This is a genomic window from Nocardia sp. Marseille-Q1738, assembly GCF_965283145.1.
In genome coordinates this window covers 1-21,950 of record NZ_CBDIMS010000003.1, presented here as the reverse complement: position 1 = coordinate 21,950, position 21,950 = coordinate 1, and the positions used below count along the sequence as shown (strand labels likewise).

Annotated in this window: 20 protein-coding genes; 9 read left to right on the top strand and 11 right to left on the bottom strand. The window is 69.1% G+C overall.

Features of this window, described 5'->3' with window-relative positions; genetic code table 11:
- Positions 1-18: 18 nt before the first annotated feature.
- On the bottom strand, positions 19-1,248 hold the full coding sequence (locus ACWPXK_RS13585) for an alkane 1-monooxygenase (protein ID WP_454196475.1): 1,230 nt from the start codon (positions 1,246-1,248) through the stop codon (positions 19-21).
- 534 nt (positions 1,249-1,782) lie between these two features.
- On the bottom strand, positions 1,783-3,102 hold the full coding sequence (locus ACWPXK_RS13580) for a lipase family protein (RefSeq protein WP_454196474.1): 1,320 nt from the start codon (positions 3,100-3,102) through the stop codon (positions 1,783-1,785).
- A gap of 169 nt (positions 3,103-3,271) precedes the next feature.
- On the opposite strand from ACWPXK_RS13580, the gene ACWPXK_RS13575 reads away from it, so the two are divergent.
- Positions 3,272-3,814 (top strand): TetR/AcrR family transcriptional regulator, encoded by a 543-nt coding sequence (locus tag ACWPXK_RS13575; protein ID WP_454196473.1) that lies wholly within the window; start codon positions 3,272-3,274, stop codon positions 3,812-3,814.
- A 121-nt stretch (positions 3,815-3,935) separates the two neighbouring features.
- On the opposite strand, the gene ACWPXK_RS13570 is transcribed toward ACWPXK_RS13575, so the two are convergent.
- From ACWPXK_RS13570 to ACWPXK_RS13550, 5 genes are all read right to left on the bottom strand, one after another.
- The gene (locus ACWPXK_RS13570) at positions 3,936-5,147 is read right to left on the bottom strand and encodes a Dyp-type peroxidase (protein WP_454196472.1); all 1,212 of its coding nucleotides are present in this window, start codon (positions 5,145-5,147) and stop codon (positions 3,936-3,938) included.
- Positions 5,140-5,721, bottom strand: coding sequence for a copper chaperone PCu(A)C (locus ACWPXK_RS13565; RefSeq protein ID WP_454196471.1), 582 nt, complete (start codon positions 5,719-5,721; stop codon positions 5,140-5,142). The genes ACWPXK_RS13570 and ACWPXK_RS13565 overlap by 8 nt, the downstream gene beginning before the upstream one ends.
- Before the next feature lie 456 nt (positions 5,722-6,177).
- A complete protein-coding gene (locus ACWPXK_RS13560; protein ID WP_454196470.1) occupies positions 6,178-6,705 on the bottom strand; it encodes a hypothetical protein in 528 nt (175 codons plus the stop codon).
- A gap of 9 nt (positions 6,706-6,714) precedes the next feature.
- Positions 6,715-7,476 (bottom strand): formylglycine-generating enzyme family protein, encoded by a 762-nt coding sequence (locus ACWPXK_RS13555; RefSeq protein ID WP_454196469.1) that lies wholly within the window; start codon positions 7,474-7,476, stop codon positions 6,715-6,717.
- 67 nt (positions 7,477-7,543) lie between these two features.
- Positions 7,544-8,257 (bottom strand): endonuclease/exonuclease/phosphatase family protein, encoded by a 714-nt coding sequence (locus ACWPXK_RS13550; protein ID WP_454196468.1) that lies wholly within the window; start codon positions 8,255-8,257, stop codon positions 7,544-7,546.
- Positions 8,258-8,514: 257 nt separating this feature from the next.
- Between ACWPXK_RS13550 and ACWPXK_RS13545 the strand changes: the two genes are divergently transcribed.
- The 6 genes from ACWPXK_RS13545 to ACWPXK_RS13520 all read left to right on the top strand — a co-directional run bounded on the left by ACWPXK_RS13545 (position 8,515) and on the right by ACWPXK_RS13520 (position 13,569).
- Entirely contained in the window at positions 8,515-9,171 is a 657-nt protein-coding gene (locus tag ACWPXK_RS13545; RefSeq protein WP_454196467.1) for a hypothetical protein, read from the top strand.
- 84 nt (positions 9,172-9,255) lie between these two features.
- On the top strand, positions 9,256-9,960 hold the full coding sequence (locus ACWPXK_RS13540) for a response regulator (protein ID WP_454196466.1): 705 nt from the start codon (positions 9,256-9,258) through the stop codon (positions 9,958-9,960).
- Positions 9,961-10,055: 95 nt separating this feature from the next.
- The gene (locus ACWPXK_RS13535; protein WP_454197028.1) at positions 10,056-11,096 is read left to right on the top strand and encodes a HAMP domain-containing sensor histidine kinase; all 1,041 of its coding nucleotides are present in this window, start codon (positions 10,056-10,058) and stop codon (positions 11,094-11,096) included.
- A gap of 71 nt (positions 11,097-11,167) precedes the next feature.
- Positions 11,168-12,940, top strand: coding sequence for a DUF4153 domain-containing protein (locus ACWPXK_RS13530; RefSeq protein WP_454196465.1), 1,773 nt, complete (start codon positions 11,168-11,170; stop codon positions 12,938-12,940).
- A gap of 34 nt (positions 12,941-12,974) precedes the next feature.
- A complete protein-coding gene (locus ACWPXK_RS13525) occupies positions 12,975-13,253 on the top strand; it encodes a hypothetical protein (RefSeq protein WP_454196464.1) in 279 nt (92 codons plus the stop codon).
- Positions 13,246-13,569 (top strand): ribbon-helix-helix domain-containing protein, encoded by a 324-nt coding sequence (locus ACWPXK_RS13520; RefSeq protein ID WP_195152412.1) that lies wholly within the window; start codon positions 13,246-13,248, stop codon positions 13,567-13,569. The genes ACWPXK_RS13525 and ACWPXK_RS13520 overlap by 8 nt, the downstream gene beginning before the upstream one ends.
- 89 nt (positions 13,570-13,658) lie before the next feature.
- Here the strand turns inward: ACWPXK_RS13520 and ACWPXK_RS13515 are convergent, their stop codons facing one another.
- The 3 genes from ACWPXK_RS13515 to ACWPXK_RS13505 form a co-directional block, all read right to left on the bottom strand.
- On the bottom strand, positions 13,659-14,465 hold the full coding sequence (locus tag ACWPXK_RS13515) for a DUF72 domain-containing protein (RefSeq protein ID WP_454196463.1): 807 nt from the start codon (positions 14,463-14,465) through the stop codon (positions 13,659-13,661).
- A gap of 96 nt (positions 14,466-14,561) precedes the next feature.
- On the bottom strand, positions 14,562-15,239 hold the full coding sequence (locus ACWPXK_RS13510) for a class I SAM-dependent methyltransferase (protein WP_454196462.1): 678 nt from the start codon (positions 15,237-15,239) through the stop codon (positions 14,562-14,564).
- On the bottom strand, positions 15,209-15,604 hold the full coding sequence (locus ACWPXK_RS13505) for a hypothetical protein (protein ID WP_454196461.1): 396 nt from the start codon (positions 15,602-15,604) through the stop codon (positions 15,209-15,211). Before ACWPXK_RS13505 ends, ACWPXK_RS13510 begins: the two co-directional genes overlap by 31 nt.
- A 546-nt stretch (positions 15,605-16,150) precedes the next feature.
- Here ACWPXK_RS13505 and ACWPXK_RS13500 point away from each other — a divergent pair.
- A complete protein-coding gene (locus ACWPXK_RS13500) occupies positions 16,151-17,407 on the top strand; it encodes a cytochrome P450 (protein WP_454196460.1) in 1,257 nt (418 codons plus the stop codon).
- Positions 17,408-17,425: 18 nt separating this feature from the next.
- Here ACWPXK_RS13500 and ACWPXK_RS13495 read toward each other — a convergent pair whose 3' ends face one another.
- Positions 17,426-18,628 carry a styrene monooxygenase/indole monooxygenase family protein gene (locus ACWPXK_RS13495; protein WP_454196459.1) on the bottom strand — a complete coding sequence of 401 codons (1,203 nt, stop codon included), beginning with the start codon at positions 18,626-18,628 and terminating at the stop codon, positions 17,426-17,428.
- Between the two features lie 188 nt (positions 18,629-18,816).
- Between ACWPXK_RS13495 and ACWPXK_RS13490 the strand changes: the two genes are divergently transcribed.
- Positions 18,817-21,363: a helix-turn-helix transcriptional regulator gene (locus ACWPXK_RS13490; RefSeq protein ID WP_454196458.1), complete on the top strand. Its 2,547-nt coding sequence runs from the start codon at positions 18,817-18,819 to the stop codon at positions 21,361-21,363.
- Positions 21,364-21,950: the final 587 nt, after the last annotated feature.

Genomic DNA, 21,950 nt, shown 5'->3' with positions numbered 1-21,950 from the left:
GGCCGGCCTGGGCCGGCTTCACCAGCGACCGGCCGAGCGGACCGCGCGGGCGCCGGCGTTCGGACCTCGAGGCCGGGCCGCCGCGGGCGGGTTGTGCGCGGCGAGGATGCGACCGCGTTTGCGCGGCGCGATGTTGGCGCGCGTGACGTCGCCGTCGTAGTGGGCCAGTACCCGGGGGTCCATGACCCGGCGCCACAGGGGCGGCACCGCGGCGAGCACGATCATGGTGGCATACCCGGCGGGAAGTTGCGGCGCCTCCTGGGAACTGCGCAGCGTCTGATAACGCCGCCCGGGATTGGCGTGGTGGTCGCTGTGCCGCTGCAGGTGGAACAAGACGACGTTGGTGAGCAGGCGGTCGGAGTTCCAGCTGTCGGCCGGTGAGCATCGTGCCCAGCGGCCGTTGGGCAGCCGCCGCCGCAGCAGCCCGTAGTGCTCGATGTAGTTCACCGTCTCCAGCAGCGCGGCGCCGATCACCGCCTGCACCAGCAGGTACGGCAGGATGGCCCAGCCGAAGACGGCCAGCAGGCCGCCGAACAGCACCAGCGTCATCGCCCAGGCCTGCAGGATGTTGTTTTGGCTGCTCCACCAGCGCAATCCTTTGCGCTGCAGGCGTTCTTGTTCCAGATGCACCGCGGAGCGGAATCCGCCGACGACGGTGCGGGGGAGGAATGCCCACAGTGACTCTCCGAGCCGCGCGCTGGCCGGGTCCTCGGGTGTGGCAACCCGGGCGTGGTGGCCTCGGTTGTGCTCGACGTAGAAGTGGCCGTACGCAGACTGCGCGAGGGCGATTTTCGCCAGCCAGCGTTCGAGATGTTCGACCCGGTGGCCGAGTTCGTGCGCGGCGTTGATGCCGATTCCCGACATGAAACCCATGGTGACCGCCAAACCCAGCTTGTCGATGACAGTCAGTTCGTCGCCGGCCCACAGGTATGCCGCGATCAGCAAAGCGATGAATTGGATGGGCAGGAACAGGTACGTGCACCACCGGTAGTACCGGTCGTTGGAGAGCGACTCGTAGTCTTCCTCGCGCGGATTGGTGCCGTCCTCACCGATCATCCAGTCCAGCACCGGGATCACGATCAGAATGATGATCGGCTCGATCCACCAGAACACCGCGGATCCGGTGTGCAGCACCAGCTGGGACGGCAGCAGCCCGAAACCCGGAGCCAGCAAGCTCAGCACCCACAGGGGCCGCTTCGGATCCGGCTTGTCGCGACGTCCGCGAAAACGATTGCTCTGCACCGTCATCGGCACCACTCCGGCGCCTCGGCCCGATGCTCGGCCGCCGGACAAACGGCGTGGGCATGCGGGATACGTGTCGTCCGCCCATCGCCGCGGACCTTGCCCGCGGCGCCGGCCGGCGTGGGGAACGCGCACCACGTCGATTTGACGGCAGGGTCACCGAAATCACGGTGGCGGTGAGCCAACTCCGACATTCGACCCTCCCTTCACAATTCCGAGCTAGCGAACGAACACTGAAACGGTGCACCACAGTCGAGGCGATGGCACCGACCCGGCGGCTCTGACAGCCGCGGAACATCCGGCGGAACTTTGGGGTGAATCTCGCTGGCTTCGCGTGGCGGGGCTATGCGATCGCCTCGGCACGCCCGGCCGGTTCGGCCACCCGCGCGGGTCGGACCTGAGACCGACCCGCGCCGGGCAACGGCACCACCTCATCTGCGCCGAGTCATGCTCGGCACGAGCGCTGCGCGGCCGTACATCCGATCGGGATACTGACGGTATCGGAGTCGGTTGTCCCTGCGCAACCGGGGCCGGTAGGAACTAGGGCAGCGCCGCGCAGTTGCTCGGGGCGGGCTGGCCCGCGAGCCGCTCGGTAATCCAGTTCTGCGAGTTCGCCAGGGAGGGGAAGAAGGCGAGCACGTGGGTCACCCGCAGTCCCGTGATGACGCTGGGAATATCGGCGTTCGCGTCCAGCTGAACGGGCGCCCCGCTACCGCACCACCTGGCGGCCATGTCGCGGACGGGCGGATACGGCGCTCCCTCGTCGTTCGGGCTCGAGGCGATCAGCACGGGCACCGCCGGGGCGAGTGAGCCGAGCCGCTGTTCGTCGAATGCCGCTTTCAACGCCGGCGACCGATCGATCACGGCGGTGAGAGGTTCTCCGCTGGTGGTCCATTGGGACGTGAACTGATGCAGCTGGGCAAGTCCGAGCGGAACGGCGCACTTGTCCTGGGATTCGCGCAGGATCGCCTTGCCGATGTCGTTGAGTTCAGCATCGAGCGCCGGGCGGGTTTCGGGGTAATTGGCGGCGATGCCGTTGAGGATCCAGGCGAAGGCCGGCCCCATGGCGCCTCGGCCGTCGTTGTGTCCGATGAAGTACTCGTCGTCCACCACCGGCCCGCCCACGTAGGCGCCACGCACGTTCAGTTCAGGGGCGTAGCTCGGTTGCAGTTCGGCCGCGCCCGCGGAGGCCATGCCGCCCTGCGAGTAGCCGTAGAGCACGACCGGCGAATTGCCGCCGAGGCTGGTGCCGGGCAGCCGCAGCGCGGCACGTGCGCCGTCCAGTAGCGCGTGAGCTTGGGCTTTCCGGTTGAGAAAGTCGTGCATCGCGGGCGTGCCCAGGCCGTGGTAGTCGGTCACCATGACCGACATGCCGCGGGCCAGGAGCGTGTAGATCGCCAGCACGTCGTATTCGACGATAACGTCGAGCGGAGGCTGATACTGGACGAACTGGGCGAGCAACTTCGAGGGCGCGCACTGATCGCCCTGTCCCTTCGTGCCGACCGCGTAGGAGATCAGCGGGCGCTCTCCCGGGCCGGTCCACGGCTGGGATGACTCCAGATACGTGCCCACCACCGCGGTCGGTGCGTCGTGGGTATCGCTGCTGACGTACATGACGCGCGTCGACGTTGCTGGGATCGTTCCGGCGATTCCTGGGACCGACAACGCCAGATGTGACGGTTCGGTGCGGATGATCGCGCCGGGCGCTGACGATGGCAGCGGCACCGGCGGCAAGTAGAAATCAGCGGCGGCTTCCGCGGCCGGCTGCGTCCATGCGTGTGGTGCAGAGATCGCGCCGCCTCCGACCACGAGGAGGGTTCCCGTCAGAGCTGCGGCGACTTTGCCTATTCGGCTCCTCACGATTCGATCCTTCCTGCGATTTGGAATACCGCTGGCATCTACAATCGAATACTGAGAGTATCTGAAGGGGAATCGGTTGTCTGCGAATCAGGATGAGAGTCGGCGGCTCGAGACATATGGGCAGGTAGCCCGGCCGACTCGAGCCCAGAGCCAGGCACAGACGCGCGCGGTGTTGATCGCCACCGCTAAGCGCCTGTTCCTGGACGAGGGCTATCACGCCACGAGCATCGATAAGGTCGCCGAGGCCGCGGGTTTCACCAAAGGCGCGGTGTATTCGAATTTCCGCACCAAAGACGAGCTGTGTTTGGCCGTGCTCGACGAGATTCACGGCGAACGTGCTGCCGAGGTCGCCGACATTATCGCCGCGCCAACGACCGCGGATCGTCTGCGACGGCTCACGGAATGGGCCGAGCAGGTCATCGGTGATCCGAACTGGACGCAGCTGGAACTGGAATTCAGTGTGCAGGCGCGGCGCAACGGCCAGTTGCGCGGCGAGCTCGCGACCCGGCTCGGAGCCACCGTCAGCATGATCGGCACGGCCCTGAAGACGACCGATGATGTCGATACCCAGGTGCCGACGGCCGAAGCCGCCGTCGCCCTGCTGGCGCTCGGTGTCGGGCTCGGCCTGTTCCGGGCGATCGATCCCGGCATTCCGGTCACCGGAATGATCTCCGCGCTGCGCGCGATCGCCGGACTGTCTCGGGACAGTTGACACCGCCACTGGATATCCGCGTTCTCTCGCCTGAAACACCAGGTGGTCGACGCGGCATCGGGCGGAAGGCCACCATGCTCGCGGCGCATCGTCGCCGTCCTGGACCTGACCCGATGGCGGGTCAGGCCTCGAACAGCGGCTGCCCGAGATAGCCGCCCGGCGACGGCACCCCCGGCGGTATGAGGAACACCGAGGATCCGATCGGCGTGGTCCAGACGTTGAGCGCGTCGAACTCCGCGAGACGGCGCTGGACCGGCAGGAACTGGCTGTCCACGTCGCGCTGGTAGGCGGCGAAGAGCAGACCCGAGTTCGAGATCCGGCCGGGCGCGGGTGCGTCGTCGTAGTTGTAGCCACGCCGGAGGAACCGTTCGCCGTCGTGCGTGTGATGGGCCCGAGCGATGTGCGACGACGGCGGGATGACCGGAATGCCGTTCGCGTCCGCGGCCGTGAAATCCGGCTCGTCGAATTCGTCGGTCCCGGTCAGCGGTGCGCCGTTGGCGATCGTGCGGCCGACGGTGAGTTCCCTTTCCTCCCGGTCGATTTCGTCCCACGTGTCCAGCGCCATCGCGATCCGCCGCAGCACGAACGAGGTGCCGCCGGCCAGCCACGGCATGGTCGCGCCGTCGTCCCATACCAGGCGGGCGAACTCGGGCGTGCCCGGCGTGAGATTCGCGGTGCCGTCCACCTGGCCCATCAGATTGCGGGGCGTCGTCCCCGGCGCGGCATCGCGGAATCCGCGCTGCACCCAGCGCACGGCCACCAACGAGGACACGCTCCGGCACAGCACGCGCACCGCGTGCGACACCGCGGTCACCTCGTCGGCGCAGATCTGCAGCAGCAGATCGCCGCCGGTCCAGGCTGGCTCGAGCCGGTCGATGGCGAACGGCGGCAACGGCCGCAGCCAGGACGGCCGGTGCTGCTCGAGACCCGCCACTGCGAACACGGCGGGCCCGAAGCCCACCGTGACGGTGAGTCGCGCCGGGCGCCGGGCGAGGTCGGGTTCGGTGTCGGCGAGGGCGGGGCGGCCCTGGGTGAGCCGGGCGGCGTCGTCGGTCCAGATCTTCAGCAGCCCGACCAGGTCGTCGCGCCGCGTGCCCGGCTTCAGATCGAACGCGACGAACGCCGCGTGCGACTGCGGGGCGGTGGCGATGCCCGCTTGGTTGGGTCCGTAGAACGGTACCGTCGCGACCTCGGGCGCCATTCCGGGTTCGCGCGTCCCGGTCAGTGCCGCCGTGCCGAGCCCGATTCCGGCGGCGCCTGCCGCGGCGGCGCCGCCGCCCAGCAGACGCCGCCGGTTGATCCGTGCGGGTCGCGATCCGTTCCGCTCAGCCACCGTGCGAGGGGGTCTGCGCGCCGGCATGCGGTGCGCCGCCCGCGTGGTCGGGCACGTAATTCTCCTGGTTGCCGGAGAAGTCACGCACCTGGGCGGTGAAGGTCGTGGTCGAGCCGTCGTCGAAGGTCAGCGTGACCGACGTCGCCGAGCCGGTGCGCAGCGGTCCGTGCAGATCCATGAACATGATGTGGTCACCGCCGGGCCGCAGCCGTTTCTGGCCATGCGCCGGAATCACGAAACCGCCCTGTTTGGGTCGCATCGCCTTTATTCCGTTCGCGTCGGTGACCACTTCGTGCAACTCGATCCGGCTGGAAGCGGGACTGGTCGCCGACACCACGATGCGCGGCGTGTCGCCGGTATTGGTCAGGTCGCCGAACGCGGCCGACATCCCGCTGTCGGCCGCCTTGACCCATTGGTCGGAGATGGTCACGGTGTCGGTGGACGACGCGGCCTCCGTCTTGTCGTTCGACGAGCAGGCGACCAGGAGGAAGGGCACCGCCGAAGCGGCTGCCACGCCACGCAGGACGCGAGCGGTGCGCGACACGACGTGCGGTGGGTCGAAGGTAGTGGGCATGTAAAGCTCCGAACATGTGAGATGTGGTGGTGGTTCCGCCGATGAACGAGGTCCGCTCCCGTCTCGTGCCGTGTTCGGCACAGCCCGGACCGGCGGCTCGATGGCGCCGCAACGGGATCGACAAGAGCGGTCGGTGCGCTGTCCGCACAGTGAATCGCGGGCCGTTATGGCACCGAGTCGTCCGCGTGCGTCCGACTCGGCTGGGCCGCAAATTCTTTCGGTAACGCGACCGTCGACCGCGGTTATCGGACCTGCCGCCGGTCATGTGACCGCGCGACGCACCGCCCTTTCGTGCCACGGCATAGGGCGCACACCATGATCGGCGGACGGTGATATCCGAAATGCAGGTACGTATGGCTCGGTGCGGGCAGCATGGTCGGATACGAGCTCAGTCGTATCCGGCCGACCGGAAGTATTGGGCGGCAACGACCTGATGTGCACCGGCAGTGCAGGAAGTCAGCGGGCAAGTGGCGGGCCACGCAGGCCGGAGCCCGAACCGAGCAGCAGACGCCGCGGACGGGCGAGAGCCCGGTCGATCAGGGGCGAGCGGAATCCGGCCGGTGCGCTGGGGCCGACCGCCAGGATCCGCACCGTGTGCTGGATGTCGGATGCCGCTCGCGACGCCGCCCGTTCGGCGGCGTGGATGAGCAGCGCACCGATCGGGATGGCCGCGAGATGCGCGCCGAGCATCACCGAGGACGTAGTCGCGTCGTGCTGATGGCCGGCGGACAGAGTCAGCGCGAGGTGTGCGACGGTCTGCCCGATCGCCAGCATCGCCGTGATCTCGCCGAGCCCGCGCCGGTGCGGCCGCGCGCCGACCAGGACGCCCACCGCCGCGCACGCGACGATCAACACCGCGATCGGTGAAGCCCCGGGGGACATCGCTCCACCGCCGAGGGCATGCGCGGCGATGCTCACCGCTCCGGCCGCGGATCCGACGAACGCGCCGCGCAGCCGCGTCGCCACTTTCGCCGGATTTCGCACGGAGTCATACTACTTCGTGTCGTAGCGGAAGTCCGCATCGGATCGAGCCCGCGCACGCGGCTGTTCCGGTCTTCCCCCCGGTCGGTTTCGGGCCACGCGGAACCCGAGGTCATCGATGTGGAAGCTCGGGTGACTTTTGCGGCGGCACGCGGCGCGGCAACTGCGCGGCAGGTCGAAGGCGCCGCCGCCGCGGAACACCCGGTACGGGCCGTAGACCTCGGGATCGTAGATGTCCCAGCACCATTCCCAGACATTGCCGATCATGTCGTAGAGGCCCCAGGCATTCGGCGCCTTGGTGGCCACCCGATGCACCATGCCGCCGGAATTCTCGCGGTACCAGGCGATCTCACCGAGATCGCCATAGCGCACGGCGAAGGAGCCTGCACGACAGGCATATTCCCATTCGGCCTCGGTGGGGAGGCGGTAGCCATCGGCCGCCGGGTCGCAGGTCACGTCGAGTGCGTCGGGATCGTCGCCGATCGCATAGCAGGGGGTGAGTCCGCTGGCATCGGAGAGCAGGTTGCAGAACCGGACGGCCTCCGGCCAGGAGATCTCGGTGACCGGCAGGCCGGCGGTCGCCTCGTCCGGCGCCGCGATGCCGAGCACCGCGGCGAAGAGTCCGGTGGTGATCGGGTAGGGCGCCAAGTCGAAAGCGGCCACCTCGACCGTTGTGCTCGTCTTCCTGCTTTCGTCGCGCAGTTCGATGTGCCCGGCGGGAAGGCTGATCATGCGGACGGGGATCGCGTCGACGCGCGTGGAATGAACGCTCATGTCGCGGCCAGCCTACCGACCGCATCCGATGGGGCGCGGCCGGTGACGTGCCTGTGCCCCGAACGGCTCAGATCGTGACGGCCGCGCGAACGAGGTTGTGATCGGACACTCCGCCCACGTCGTCGACCGACGCCGCCGTGACGGTCGCGCCGTGCACAACCACGTGGTCGATGTACTGGGACTTCGCCCCCGACGCGCGCGGACGAGTGGGCAGTGCGCCGGCGACACACTCGGCGACCACGAAGCCGTTGCCCAACCCGTCGGCCACCGTGCCGCGATCGGTATTGAAGTCGCCGAGCAGCACGGCGGCATGTCCCGGTGCGGCGGTGGCGAGTTCTGCCAGCCGGGTCAGCTGCTGCGCGCGCCGCCGGTCGCCGGTCACGTGCGTGGCGATCACCACCAGTCCGCCCGCGTCGACGACGAGTGCGCCCTTGCCGTGATCCTGCGCGAACGACTCGGCGGCGAGTTCCCTGCTCGGCTCGGCGGTGAGCACCACCAGGTACTCGCCGCCGTCGAGCAGCGAACTGGGCACGCGGCGCGGCGTCGGCAGGCGCTGATACCGCATCGCGTGAAACATCCTGCCCGGTAAGGCCATCCGCAGGCTGGCCAGCTGGTCTCCGCTGACTTCCTGCAGCGCGATGATCCGCTCGGTGCGTTCGGCAACGCGTGCGGTGATCGCGGCGATCCGCGCGCCCTCGTCCGGCCAGCGCGTCGCCACGTCCTCATACCAGTTCTCGGCATGGACGCGATGCAGAACGTTCCAACTGGCCACCGTGATCACCTTGGCGATGGTAGGTGACGGGGGTGAAACCGGTTGCGGCGTGGGCGTGGATGGGGATCAACCCGCGCCATGAAGGTCGATGCCCTGCTGCAGTGACGCCACCGCGCGATCGAGAACGCGATGCAAAGCGGCGATCGAATGGTCGTCGCCCAACATCCAGTGAGTGCGCCGGGAGACCTGTGCCGCATCCGCGATCTGTTGCACCGTAGTTTGCTCGTGTGTCTCGTTGAGACACCAAGACCGGGAGGCGGGCGCTCATGTCGATGCGACGCGCAGGAATCACTATGGCCGCGGCGGCACTGCTGGCCCTGGCGCCCTCGACGGGGCTTGCCGCAGCCGATCCGGTCGCGCAGACCGAAACGCCCGGCACGGTGCTGCACAGCGTGGCGCTGCCGGAACAGCTCTGGATCGTGGGTAGCGGCACGGCTCGGCGTGTGACGTACTGGACCCGCACCTCCGACGATCGGCCCGCCCTGTCCACCGGCGCCGTCTTCATTCCCGCCGGTACCGCGCCCAGCGGTGGCTGGCCGGTGTTGTCCTGGGAGCACGGGACGGTCGGCCTCGGCGACGAATGCGCTCCTTCCACCGCCGGACGCAGCAAGCGCGACCTGGACTACCTGGCGCACTGGATGCGGCAGGGTTACGCCGCCCCTGACCGCGAAACTGGTCTCCGATCTCGAACTGCACGGCGTCCGGCCCGAGGTCCACGTGTATCCGGGCAAGGATCACAGCGCGACGATGGCCACGTCCTTGCCCGACAGCACGCCGTTCGTCGCGCGCCTGTTCGCCTGACGCCGGTGCCCGCGAACCCTCCTCAGTTGTGCGCCATCGCGGGCTCGGGGGCGACGGAGCCCGAATCGGTCTGGCGGCCCGACATCGAACGGATCGACAAGCGGCCCTGGTCCCCGCCGTGAGCGCGTCCGCCGCCGGACGGGTGCACACGAAATCTCCACAATTGCCGACGGATTCCTCCACGGCCGGTGGCTAGGGTTCGGTGCATGGAACAGAGCACGGCGACCGCTCCGCAGCCGACTGCGCGGCGGATCCTGGTGGTGGACGACGAAATCACCATCGCGCAGTCGGTCGCGGCGCGACTGCGGGCCGAAGGATTCACGGTCGATCTGGCGCACGACGGCCCTTCCGCCGTCGCCGCCGTCGCGGCCGCCGGACCCGACCTGGTGGTGCTCGACGTCATGCTGCCCGGGTTCGACGGCCTGGAAGTGTGCCGGCGCATTCAGGCGCGCCGCCCGATTCCCGTGCTCATGCTCACCGCGCGCGCCGATGAAACCGACCAGCTGATCGGTCTGGGTGTCGGTGCCGATGACTACCTCACCAAACCGTTCTCGCTCCGCGTGCTCGCCGCGCGAGTGCACGCGCTGCTGCGTCGGATGGAGCGTGCCGCCGACCCCGACGGCGCGACGATTCTGGTCGGGGACCTGCGCATCGACGTCGACCAGCGCCGGGTGTGGCGCGCCGACGTCGAGGCGCAACTGACGCCGCTCGAGTTCGATCTGCTCGCGCGCCTGGCCCGACGCCCGCGCACGGTACTCGCGCGTGAGCGTCTGCTCGAAGACGTATGGGACTGGGCCGACGCCGCAGGTACCCGCGCGGTCGACAGCCACATCAAAGCTTTGCGGCGCAAGCTCGGCGCCGACCTCATCCGCACCGTGCGTGGTGTCGGGTACGCGCTGGAGGCCCGATGAGCGCCGAGTCCAGGCAGGACCCGATGGCCGCCCGCGGTGGGCGGTTCGCCGAAATGAACGACAGGATCCGGCGGGCGGAACAGAGCGGCCCGGGGATGCCCGCCGCGCGACGATGGGTGCGCCGGACGAGCGACCGTCTGGCCGAGTTGTTGCCGCGGCCGCTGGACCCGGTCAAGTCGATCAAGCTGAAACTGGCGATCCTCATGTTGTGTTCCGGCGGGGTCGCGTTCGGTTTCTTCCGGTTCAAGATCGGCTGGTTGCCGCCGCGCACCACGCTCACCGCGATGGTGATCGCGCTGGCGACCTCGCAGGTTCTCGCGCATGGCATCACCAGGCCGCTACGGGAGATGACCGCGGCAGCCAAACGGATGGCGCACGGTGATTACACCCACCGGGTCCGGGCGAGTTCCCGTGACGAAGTCGGGCAATTGGCCGAGGCGTTCAACCAGATGGCCGCCGATCTGGCCACGGCCGACCAGCAACGCCGCGACCTCGTAGCGAATGTCTCGCACGAATTGCGCACGCCCATCACCGCTTTACATGCGGTACTGGAGAACCTGGTCGATGGCGTCGCACAACCCGACCCGGCGACCTTGCGCACCGCGCTGGCCCAGACCGAGCGGCTGACGCTGCTGGTATCCGAACTCCTCGACCTCTCCAGCATCGAAGCGGGCGCCTTCCCGCTCGATCGCGAAGAGCTGCCGGTTGCGCCGCTGCTGGCGGACGTCGTCGCCGAGGCCGAAGTCATGACGGCCGCGCTCGGGCGCGGCGTTCGATTCCGCACCGACGTCCTACCCGGCACCGCCCGCATATACGCCGACCGTGCGCGATTGCATCAGGTGCTGCTCAACCTGCTCGACAATGCCGCGCGGCACGGACCCGCCGGAGGTGAAGTCCGCATCGCCGTTCGTGTTGCGCAGGGCGAGGTCGTCATCGATGTCGAGGACGACGGCCCTGGCATCCCGCCCGCCGAACGCGCCAGCGTCTTCGACCGGTTCACCAGGGGAGGCCGCACCGCGGGCGGCGGCACCGGGCTCGGCCTCGCCATCTCGCGCTGGGTGGTCGACCTGCACGGCGGCACCATCGCCGTCGCCGACCCCGGCTCGCGCATCCGAGTGGTTCTGCCCGAGCGCTGACCTGCCACGCCACCCGACCCGGACCCACGGGACCCCGGGACGATTACGCACGCCTACAGAAGGGAACTGCCATGCCCGAAGGAACCGAATCCGCGTCGTCGACCGAACCGTCGCCGCCGGGGCCGACGACCGGAGAATCCGGTGCTGTGGCGGGTGAGTCCGCGGAGTCCACCGTGGAACTCGACCGAGACGCGTCAGCTCGGCGTGCGTCAGCGCCCAGCGCTCCAGCCGCACCGGGTGCGCCGGGCGCGCCGGGCGCGCCGGGCGCGCCGGACGGGCAGGGAGGGCAGGCGTCGGCGGAGCAGGGGGACAGCAGTCCGGCGCCGCCCCGGACGTCGGCGGCCGTGCCGATGCCACGAAACCGCGTGCCCAAGTGGCGACGTGTCGTGTGTCCGCCGGGCGTGGTGCCCGCCGCGTTGATCTCCGGATCGGCCGCCGCGATCCTGATCCGGTGGGACCGGCCCGGCATCGGCTGGGTGATCGCCGCCGCCACCGCCGCGGCGGCGGTCTTTCTCGTCGACCGCAATGCGCGCCGGGGGGTGCGCCGTGTGATGTCCGGCGCGTCAGCGGACGGAGAATCCCGCCCGGCATCAACGGACGAACAGACGACAGCGACAACGGGTTTCATTCACCGCAGGCGGCACCTGGGACGGCTGTGGTGGGCAAGCCTCACGCTTGCCCTGCTCGCGGTCGGCGCATTCCGCGCCGCGGGATGGCTGTTCGCGCTGTGCGTCGTGGCGGCTGGCCTCGCGGGTTCGCTGGCTGTCGTCGGACGCCGATCGGCGAACGGCATCCTCTACGACATGCTCGCGGTACCGCTCGAGGCATTGGCGGCGGTGCCCTGGGTGTATGCGGGTACGGAACGGGCACGCGGCGAGGATGCGACCCGCAGGTGGCGGCTCGTACTGTCGGCGGCGGTCACCGTCGCGCTGCTCGCGGTGTTCGTGCCGCTGCTCGGCAGCGCGGACGCGATCTTCGCCGGCCTGATCCAGAGCGTCACGCCGGATCTCGATGCTCCCGCGGTGGTGCGGTGGATCGTGTTGTTCGTACTGGCCGCCCTCGGCGCACTCGGCGCGATGTCGGTGCTCGCCGGTCCACCGCTGCCCGCCACCTCGACCGCCCGGCGACGAGGTCTGCGCCGGACCGACTGGGCACTGCCGGTCGGCGCGCTCGCGATTCTCTTCGCGGCGTTCGTCGGCACCCAGTTCGTCGTGCTCTTCGGCGGCGACGGATACGTTCAGCGCACCGCGGGCCTGACCTACGCCGAGTACGCGCGCACCGGGTTCTGGCAACTCGCCGCCGTCACTGTCCTCACCCTCGCGGTGCTCATGATCGTGCTGCGCTGGGCGGCACAGGACACCGCCGCCGACCGCATGTGGCTGCGTGGCCTGCTCACGGCGGTGAGCGTGCTCGCATTGATCATCGTCGCCTCGGCGCTCGGCCGGATGTGGACCTACCAGCGGGCCTACGGCTTCACGGTGCTGCGTCTGCTGGTCGAGGTCTGTGAGCTGTGGCTCGGCCTGGTCTATCTCCTGCTCGTGGTCGCCGTCGTGCGGTTGCGGCGAGCCTGGCTGCCGCGCGCCGTGCTCGGTACGGCCATGGCGACGCTGCTCTCGGTCGCCGTCCTCGACCCGGAACGGTTGATCGCCGAACAGAACATCGACCGCTGGCAACAGGGGAAGTCGTTGGATACCGACTATTTGGGCACCCTCTCGCCCGACATCCTGCCCGCGACCGAGCGGCTTCCCGAGCCGCTGCGGACCGAACTGCGCACCCGGCTGCGCGCCGATCTCGACGCGGACACCTGGCAGAGCTGGAACCTTTCCCGCGCGCGAGCACGGTGAGCCCGCATGCAATACACTTGTATTATCGCTGATCGTGGGTTATAACTGGCCCGAGTGGGCACTGTTGTCGCTGGTGGGGATCGACCCTCGCGAAGTGCTGCAGGTGCTCATGGGTGCCCGCCGATGGCCTCGGCAGGCGCGTGGCCGGAACGAGCTGTCGGTCCTGACGGTGTGGGGCCGCACCGAGGCCGGCCGGCCACTCATCGTCGCTGTCCGCCGCACCGAAGGCTGGCAGTGGGACATCCTGGGCGCGGTCGAGATGACCGAGTCCCAGATGGCCGAACTCGAGCGCTGGGAGCACGCTGATGACTGACTACCCGACGAATCCGAAGGACGTCCAGGACTTCCTCTCCGGCCTCGAATACACCGACGCGCCCGTGGATCCGGCCGAGTTGCCGCCGCCGCTGCGCGCCGAGGACACGGTCACCGTCACCACCTCGCTGCGCATTCCGCTCGACCTACACCAGCGGGTCAAGAAGGCCGCCGAGCAGCGCAACGTGACCATGTCCGCGCTCATTCGGGACTGGATCGAGCTGGAACTGGCCGCCCTGGAAAACGACCAGCCCATTTCGCGCGCCGACGCACTGCGCGCGCTCGCTGCCCTGCACCCACTGCGCCAGTCGGCGTAGTCACCGGCGCGGGGCCGGTCCCGGTCAGGCGACGGTCGACGTTGAGCGCGGCGGTTGGCCACCGAGCCGAGGCGTTTCCGCACGACCGTTTACGTCAGCCGCGCCCGCAACGCGATGGCGTCGCGAGGCGCCATAACCTTCGCGTCGTTGTCGAAATAGGTGTACACATCCCCGGATCGAGCCCAAGAGCGGATCTTCTCCGCCCACATGTCCAGGCCGTCGTCGGTGTAGCCGCTGACGTAGAGCTCGTCGTGCCCGTGCAACCGGACATAGACGAAATCAGCGGTGATTTCCTCGAGCAGTGGATACTTGCCCGCCGCGTCGGCGACGACGAGCGCCACACCGTGGCGGGTGAGCAGTTCCGTGAACGCCGGAGTCAGGAAGCTGGTGTGCCGGATCTCCAGCGCGTGCCGCATCGGCCGGTCGGCATCGGTGCTGGTGTGTGCGGGATGGACGCGGTGGTCGTGCCGTCGCGCGATCTCGGCGGCCTCCTCGGTGCTGCGGGGGAGCCGGGAGAGGAAGGCGTCGAGCACGTCCGCGTCGAAGGGGAAGGTCGGTGGCAGTTGCCACAGCATCGGACCGAGCTTGGGCCCCAGCGCCAGCGGGCCGGATGCGAGGAAGTTCGCCAGCGGCTCGTCTCCGTCCCGCAGCCTTTTCATGTGGGTGATGAAGCGACTGCCCTTCACCGCGAACACGAAGTCATCTGGGGTCTGCTCCGCCCAGTTGCGATAGCTGGACGGACGTTGCAGTGAATAGAACGAGCCGTTGATCTCGACGCTGTCGAGTCGCTCCGCCAGATAGGCCAGCTCGCGCTTGTGCCGCACGTCCGGGGGATAGAACGTCCCCCGCCAGGGCGGATATACCCATCCTGACGTGCCGATCCGGATCTGGCCCACCCCTCTATGGTGGCAAACGACCCGCGCCGATTCTGGCGAATGGGCCACCGCGCCAGCCGCGGTGACCCAGGCGCGGATGCGTTCTCGCCCCGCCCCTCAACAGCGGTCCGGCAATTGCCAGTGCCACAGGACCATCGACGGAACGCCGGTGTTGGCGGCATGGGCTGCTTCCGGTGCGAGGAGCTCGAGTGACCATGGCCAGGTCTCCCACGGGCCGGGGGTGGTGGTTCGGTCGCGAGGCGGCGAGGCAGCGACGGGCTCGTCGCAGCGCTGGATGTCAAAGCCCGCGGCGACACCCGCTCGCACGTAATCGCCGGTGCGGTGCTGGTACGAGCGCACCCGCGCAGCGACTCCATCAGCACGGCGGATCGTGGGAACTCGACTGCGGGCGACCTGTTCGGGATGGACATCCGCGATCACCAGGTGGCCACCGGGGCGCAGCACCCGCGCGAATTCGCCGAAGACGGGTGCCAGGTCCGGCACGTGGGTGAGGGCCAGTGAGCAGACCACCACTTCGATACTGTCGGCACCGATCGGTAACCGGTACAGCTCCCCGAGTCGGAAGTCTGCTTGTGGGAGACGTTCGCGCGCGTGGGCGAGCATTTCCGGCGAACTGTCGACGCCGATGACCTGGTGCCCGCAGTCGTCCAGGACCGTCGCGATCCGACCGGTGCCGCACGCGGCGTCGAGCGCGACACCGGGCGGCAGCGCGCCCGCGACCGCGCGAACGATTGCCGGGATGGTCAGCCCATTACGAACGAGGCCGCGAACCACGCCAGCAGGACCAACACCGCACCGACCAGCGCGCCGGGGAAAAGCGCACGCCCGTGCCTGGCCGCCGTGGCGGACAGTGCCGCGCCGACGGCGAATCCGAAAACCCCGCCACCCACCATGATCCATACGCCCGCGCTGGTATCGACCCGGCACTCCGGCTTGGCCGCGCAGATGCCGCCGGCCATCAGGAACCACGGCGCGAGGGCGACCGACATCATGGCCAGCGCCGCGGGCAGGAACCACAGCAGCGCGCTGACAACCAGATCCGCCTTGCGCGGCGGTTCGACCGCGCGGACTTCGGGTTCGCGCGTCGGATAGCCGGAGGGGGTGGTGCCGTGGGAGACCTGGTTCAGGTAACCGTGCATCGTGTCTCGCTATCGCTTGTCGGTGGAGTCGACCGGGCCGATGGAAGTTATACACCAGGCCCGTACGCGCCGAAGTGCTTGTGTTCCCTTCGATGCGAGCTGGCCGCCCGCGGTTCACTCGCGGCGACGGACTCGCACCAGCGCCAGTGCTCCAGCTGCGCTTCGCACCGCGAATCGACAGCATCGCAGACGAATTGGGCTGTGGACGCGGATTGCTCCGTCGGCGTGACCGTCGGGAGCCCTGGACGTAGCGCACATGACGGTGGCACCCATCACCACTGACCGTCCAACGGCGTCCACACCTTCGAACCGGTAAGTCACCCGAATTCGGTTGAGCCGCACCTCGACCTGGATCCATTACCGCACGTCATCCGCTGCTACCGATGCCAATCGCATACCTACGTGACCATCCTGTGTGTCGATCAGCACCGCGGTCGGGACCTCATGTCGCGCTGGTGCACCGCAGGACTGGACGACAGCGGCGTTCGACGGTCCGCGACCAGTTCGCCCGATCGCCGGATCCGCTTCTACCGTGGGAGTCGCGCGTTGACCACGCCCCGAGATTTCGTCCCGACCACGAAGGCTACTGGCCCACATCATGGTTCGCCGATCGACACCGATGTCGAGCGGGTATCGCTGCACTCCACGGAGTTCGCGGCCGATCCGCATCGGGCGTACCGGGACATGCGGGCCCGCTACGGTTCGCTGGCGCCGGTGGAGTTGGCGCCCGGCGTGCCCGCGACGCTGGTGCTCAGTTATCGCACCGCTGTGCGAATCCTGCATGATCCGCAGCATTTCCCGGCCGATCCGCGCACCTGGCAGGCGAACGTCCCCGCCGACTGCCCGGTGCTACCGGTGCTGGAATGGCGGCCCAACGCGATGCGCAGCGCGGGCGCCGAGCATGCCCGGTACCGCGAGGCCAACACCGCGGCCATCAACGCGGTGGACCTGCACGACCTGCACGCCACGGTGGAGCGGATCGCCGTCCCGCTGATCAACACCTTCTGCACGACAGGCAGCGCCGATCTGGTCTCCCAGTACGCGTTACCACTCGCCTTCGAGGCGATCAACGCGTTGCTGGGGTGCCCACCGGAGATCGGGAAGGAGGTCGCCGCCGCGACCGCCGCGGTGTTCGACGGCGTCGACGCCGAAGCGGGCAATCGCATGCTCAGCGCCGCTCTGCTGCGGCTGCTCGAACTCAAGCGCGCCGAACCGGGCGACGACATCACCACCCGCCTGCTCCGGCACCCGGCCGACCTCGACGACGCGGAAGTGATCCACCAGCTCGTCGTGCTCTACGGTGCGGGCATCGAGCCGCTGCAGAACCTGATCGTCAACAGTCTCGTGCTGATCCTGACCGACGACCGTTTCGGCGGCCACGTTCTGGGCGGGAGCCTGTCCACCCGCGACGCCTTGGACGAGGTGCTGTTCACCGACCCGCCGATGGCCAACTTCTCCGTCACCTACCCGCGTCAGCCGATCCTGATCGACAATGTGTGGCTGCCCGCTCATCAACCGGTCGTCATCAGCTTCGCGGCGTGTAACAACGATCCAGCGATCAGCGTCGAGAATCACAGCGGCAACCGGTCGCATCTGGCGTGGGGCGCCGGACCACACGCCTGTCCCGCCCGCACCCCGGCCTACCTGATCGGGCAGGACGCGATCGACCAGCTGCTGGACGCGCTGCCGGAGCTGCGGCCCGCCGTCCCGGTGCACGAATTGACCTGGCGGCCAGGGCCTTTCCATCGAGCCCTGACCGCGCTTCCGGTCGTCTTCCCTGAGACCCCACCCTGGCAACCGTGACACCGGCGCCGCGACGACTCAGGAGGGGGCGCCCGCCGTGAACCGCGCCAGATTCGACGGCCGCGCGAAGGTGGCGGCGAACGCGTCGGCCAGCGTCGAATCGTGCTGCGCGGCCAGCATCAGCTCCCGCATCGCCGGAGGTGGGTCGAGCACGGTCGCGGTCCATCGCGCCGCGGGGTGTGCGACGGCGGTGAGCCACGGCGCCGCCGCCCACTCCATCCAGTCCAGGTCGTAGGGCCCGTCGGACGTGTGCAGGATCGCCTCCGCATAGCGGATGGCGCAGTGCACGGCATTGTTGGCACCCTGCGCGCCGCCCGGGTCCATCCGGCAGACGACGTCGCCGCCGCCGAGCACCGGCCTGCCCGAGGGCAGGGTGCCGACCGGCCTGCGCATGACCGGTGTCACGGCCCCGACCAGCGTCGCTCCGGCGTCGGTCAGCTCGGCGGCGCGATACCGCTCGGCGATCTCGGCGGGCAGGTGCTCGCCGATGAGCCGCTTGGCCTGCCACAATCGTTGCGCCGGCGTGCCGTGCTGGTCGAAGACGTCGAGTGCGCCACCCGGCCGCGCCTCGAAAAGCATGATCTCGCAGCGGCGTTCCTGGCCTGGTCGTCCGGTGAGTCCGGGATAGGAGATCACCTCACCGTGCTCCGGTAGCGCGGTGTAGGTGCCGAGGTGGTGCGGATCGGGCTGGACGCCGTCGAGGTACAGCACCGCGAGCCGCCGCTGGGGCGCGGCGGGCACGGTCCACGCCGGATCGTCCTGGAAACAGGCGGCGAGTTCGCGTGACGCGCGGGTCACCACGGTCAGGTCGTAGTCAGCGGCGGCCCGGTCGACGTCGGTCACCGAGGGGTCGGCGACGCGCAGGTCGCCGCCCGCGGCCAGGAATTCGCTCAGCCAGCGTGCGAAGACGGTCCGCTGGTCCACGCTCTGCGCGGGCCGGGGCAAGCGTCCGGACCAGGTGGCCACGGCCGTGCGGTCGACCGCCATGGTGAACCGGATGCCCTCGATGTTCGGCGCGCTCGTCCGCCAGAAGCCGAGCCCGGCATCCGATTCGAGGTCGAGCGTCGGGGGGAACTTGACCTGCGTGCTGGTCACCGTCCCCGCGAGTACCGCTTCGGCGTCGCGGTCGGTCACCAGCGTGACCGAGCTACCGCCGCGCAGGAGACCATGGGCGAGGGGTAGCCCGCACTCGCCCGCTCCGAGTACCTGTATCTGTCCCACCATGGTGTCCTTTCGGTCGTGAGATCGACTGCGGCGATAGCGAAATCGTCGAAGAATAGGTGGGTGCGGCACATCGGTAGAGACGTGGCGGCCTGCCGGACCGAAGCAGCACGACGGGCTGATGACCGTCCTGTCGCCTGCTCTTTCCCGGAGCGTTCCGGCCCGCGAGCCGACTACGCTGCACTGCTGTGTCGGTAAGACGTGCGTCGGGTCCGGGTCTCCCGCCCGCGGCCACCAGCGATTTCGTGGGCCGCGAACGCGAGCTGGAGAAGATCGGGATGTCGCTGCTCGGCGCGGCCCGCCTGGTGACCCTGATCGGCGCGGGCGGCATCGGCAAGACCAGGCTGGCGGCGGAGGCCGTGCACCGGTTCCACAAGGCACGACGGGTGCCGGTGCACTGGGTGCGGCTGGCCCTGCTGTCCCGCGGCGCCGACGCGGCCGCGGTGGAGGAGCAGGTCGCGCGGTCGCTGATCGACGCCGACTTCTCTGGACGGTCGGCGTGGGAGGCGGTGCTGGACACGCTGCGGCGCCGTGACGCGGTGGGGCGCACCCTGCAGACGATCCTGGTGATGGACAACTGCGAGCACGTCTTGGACGGCGCGGGCCAGGTGATCGCCGACTTGCTCGACGCCGCGCCCGGGCTCACCGTGCTGGCCACCAGCCGCGAGGCGATCGGGTGGGTCGACGAGCAACTCGTGCCGGTGCCCGCGCTGTCCAAACACCAGGCGCTCACCTTGTTCCGCGGACGGGCGGAACTGGCCGGGCACGCCATCGCCGACGGGGATGTCGAGCTGGCCGCCGCGATCTGCAGGCATGTGCACAATCACCCGCTGTATATCCGGCTGGCCGCCGCGCGCCTGCTGCGTCAGCCGCTGGCGATGATCCTGCGTGACCTCAGCGGGGAGGCGAGCGATCGGCGGCTGCGCTGGTCGCATGGGCCCCGGGTCGGGGCCGACGCACGGCACCAGGGCATTCGCGACGTCATCGCGTGGTCCTACGACCTGTGCCGGGACAAGGAGCGGCTGCTGTTCGAGCGGTTATCGGTGTTCGCCGCCGGTTACGACGTCGACCACGAGGACGCGGACCTGCCCTGGCTCGACGTCGGCGCCGAGCTGGAGGCGATCGAAGCCGTCTGCGCCGACGACCACCCCGGCGGCCTGGCCCGTGCCGAGATCGAGGACCTGCTCGAGCGGCTGGCGGACCAATCCCTGGTCTCGGTCCACCTGACCGCCACCACGGTGCGCTATTCGCTGCTGGAGAGCGTTCGGGTGTTCGCCCAGCAGCGTCTGCGCGAACGCGGCACCGAATTCGCGCGATTGACGCGTCGGCACCGTCGCTACTACCGCGACAAAGTGGCCATCGCGCAGGCCGAGTGGTTCGGCCCGTCCGAACAGGATCTGCTGGACTGGGCACGGGCGGCCTGGGACAACCTGCTGTGCGCCATCGAGGGCAGCCTCAGCACGCCGGGGGAGGCCGCGGCCGGTTTGGAGATCGCGGTCGGGCTCATCGCTTTGCGCAGCCCGTTCTTCACCGGCTCGTTGCGCGAACCGCGCCGATGGGCTGAGCGCACGCTCGCCGCCAGCCGTAGCCTCGACCCGCAGCCGGTGGAGTTGCAGATCGCGGCACTGGCGATGATCGGGTGGATCAGCATGTGCCAGGGCGTGCACGGCGACGCCGAGCGCATGCTCGACGAGTGCGTCGCCATCTGCGTGCCGGACCCCGCCGCACGGTCCGGGTGGCGCGAGCACCCCGAACGCGATCTCGATCTGCCCGCCGCGGTCGAGTTCACCAGAGGCAGCGAACTGATGCTGGTACGCCGCGACGTGCGCGCGATTGCCGTCCTCGCCCGCGCCCGAACGAAATTCGCCGCGCGGGGCGACCGTGGTGGCGCCGCGATGAGCGAGTTGTTCGAGGCGTTGGCCGCCGCGTTCCTCGGCACGGCGACCCAGGCGCTGGAGATCGCCCGGCGGCACTTGGACAACGTGGAGCGGTCCGGAGCGCGGTGGGCCAAGTCGTGGGCCGAGCTGGCCTGGGCGATCGCGCTGACCAAACACGGCGACCCGAACGATGCGCTGGCCGTGGGGCGTACGACGCTGACCAATCAGCTGGCCATGCGCGATCGGTGGGGCGCCGTGTGGGCCATTCACGTCCGCGCATGGTCACTGGCGCGCCTGATCACCGACGCGGCCGGCGAGCGCTCGGACGTCGTGACGGAATGGGCACGTGATATCGCCCGTCTCGTCGGAGGTGCCGCGACGCTGCGGCACGAACTCGGCGTGGACATCGCCAATCTCGGACCGTTCGCGACCGAGACAGACGCCGCCGCCACGACTGCTCGCGAAATCCTCGGCGCGGCGGCCTTCGCCGTGGCCGAGCGAGAGGGTGCGCTGCTGCGGCCCGAGCTCGGCGAGGTGGCACAGCTGGCGCTGGGCAGCCTGTCGCTGGACCGTCTACCGGTCGACCATCCGGTCCGGCGCGAGCGGCCCTCGCGCTGGCAGGAGCTGTCGGCGGCCGAACAGGAGGTCGCCGTTCTGGCCGCGGCGGGCTGGACCAACACCGCGATCGCCGCGCGGCGCGGCAGCTCCTTCAAGACCGTGGACGCCCAGATGGCGGCGATCCTGCAGAAACTGATGATCGGTTCCAGGGAGAACATCCGCGCTCTGGTGCCCGCCGACCGGCGCGCCCAGGTGATCGAGGAAGCCGCGCGCAAGCCGCAGCGCTCCCGGCGTTCGTGAGACCGCGAAGCGGATTGCGGCCGAAGACTTTCGGCGGTCCATAGCCGCCGGTCCCGTGAAAGACCCGGGACCGAAGCGTGTCTCGGCGCCCGCGGTGGAATGCTCTCGGCTTCGTCGATCGGTTACTGGTTCCCGCGATTGTTCGTTGCCGGACCTGGTCGTCATGCAGTGTGCGCCAAGGGTCTACGCCCACATGTCAACAGTGGTCCAGCCGGTCGAGGCTGAGTCACGGCGTATCGCCGCGGAGACCGGTACCCTGGATACCAGGTTGCCGCGCGGCCGATAAGTTATCGCGAGTTTTCGTAACTCACCTGCTGATTTGCTCGGCATTGTGTACCGTATGTTATTGGACGTTCACTTCGCTTGTCGAGTGAACCGGGGTCGAGAATGCGGCCCGGCAAGGAGGACTCCGCTGTCTCTCGTGCGGATACATCCGTCCCGAGACACGGACGACGTCGAGGGATTGGGTGTGGCCGTATGCGTGTTTCTGCTCCGGTGACGGTCTCGGCTTTGGTGGTTGCTGGTGTGGTGGTGAGTGGTTCGGGGGTGTCGTCGGGTCCGGTGGTGGGGGGTTCGGGGGTGTTGGT

Coding starts and splice junctions, on each gene's coding strand:
- ACWPXK_RS13585 (WP_454196475.1), bottom strand. CDS start 1,248: ATGACGGTGCAGAGCAATCGTTTTCGCGGACGTCGCGACAAGCCGGAT.
- ACWPXK_RS13565 (WP_454196471.1), bottom strand. CDS start 5,721: ATGCCCACTACCTTCGACCCACCGCACGTCGTGTCGCGCACCGCTCGC.
- ACWPXK_RS13555 (WP_454196469.1), bottom strand. CDS start 7,476: ATGAGCGTTCATTCCACGCGCGTCGACGCGATCCCCGTCCGCATGATC.
- ACWPXK_RS13545 (WP_454196467.1), top strand. CDS start 8,515: ATGTCGATGCGACGCGCAGGAATCACTATGGCCGCGGCGGCACTGCTG.
- ACWPXK_RS13540 (WP_454196466.1), top strand. CDS start 9,256: ATGGAACAGAGCACGGCGACCGCTCCGCAGCCGACTGCGCGGCGGATC.
- ACWPXK_RS13535 (WP_454197028.1), top strand. CDS start 10,056: ATGCCCGCCGCGCGACGATGGGTGCGCCGGACGAGCGACCGTCTGGCC.
- ACWPXK_RS13530 (WP_454196465.1), top strand. CDS start 11,168: ATGCCCGAAGGAACCGAATCCGCGTCGTCGACCGAACCGTCGCCGCCG.
- ACWPXK_RS13520 (WP_195152412.1), top strand. CDS start 13,246: ATGACTGACTACCCGACGAATCCGAAGGACGTCCAGGACTTCCTCTCC.
- ACWPXK_RS13505 (WP_454196461.1), bottom strand. CDS start 15,604: ATGCACGGTTACCTGAACCAGGTCTCCCACGGCACCACCCCCTCCGGC.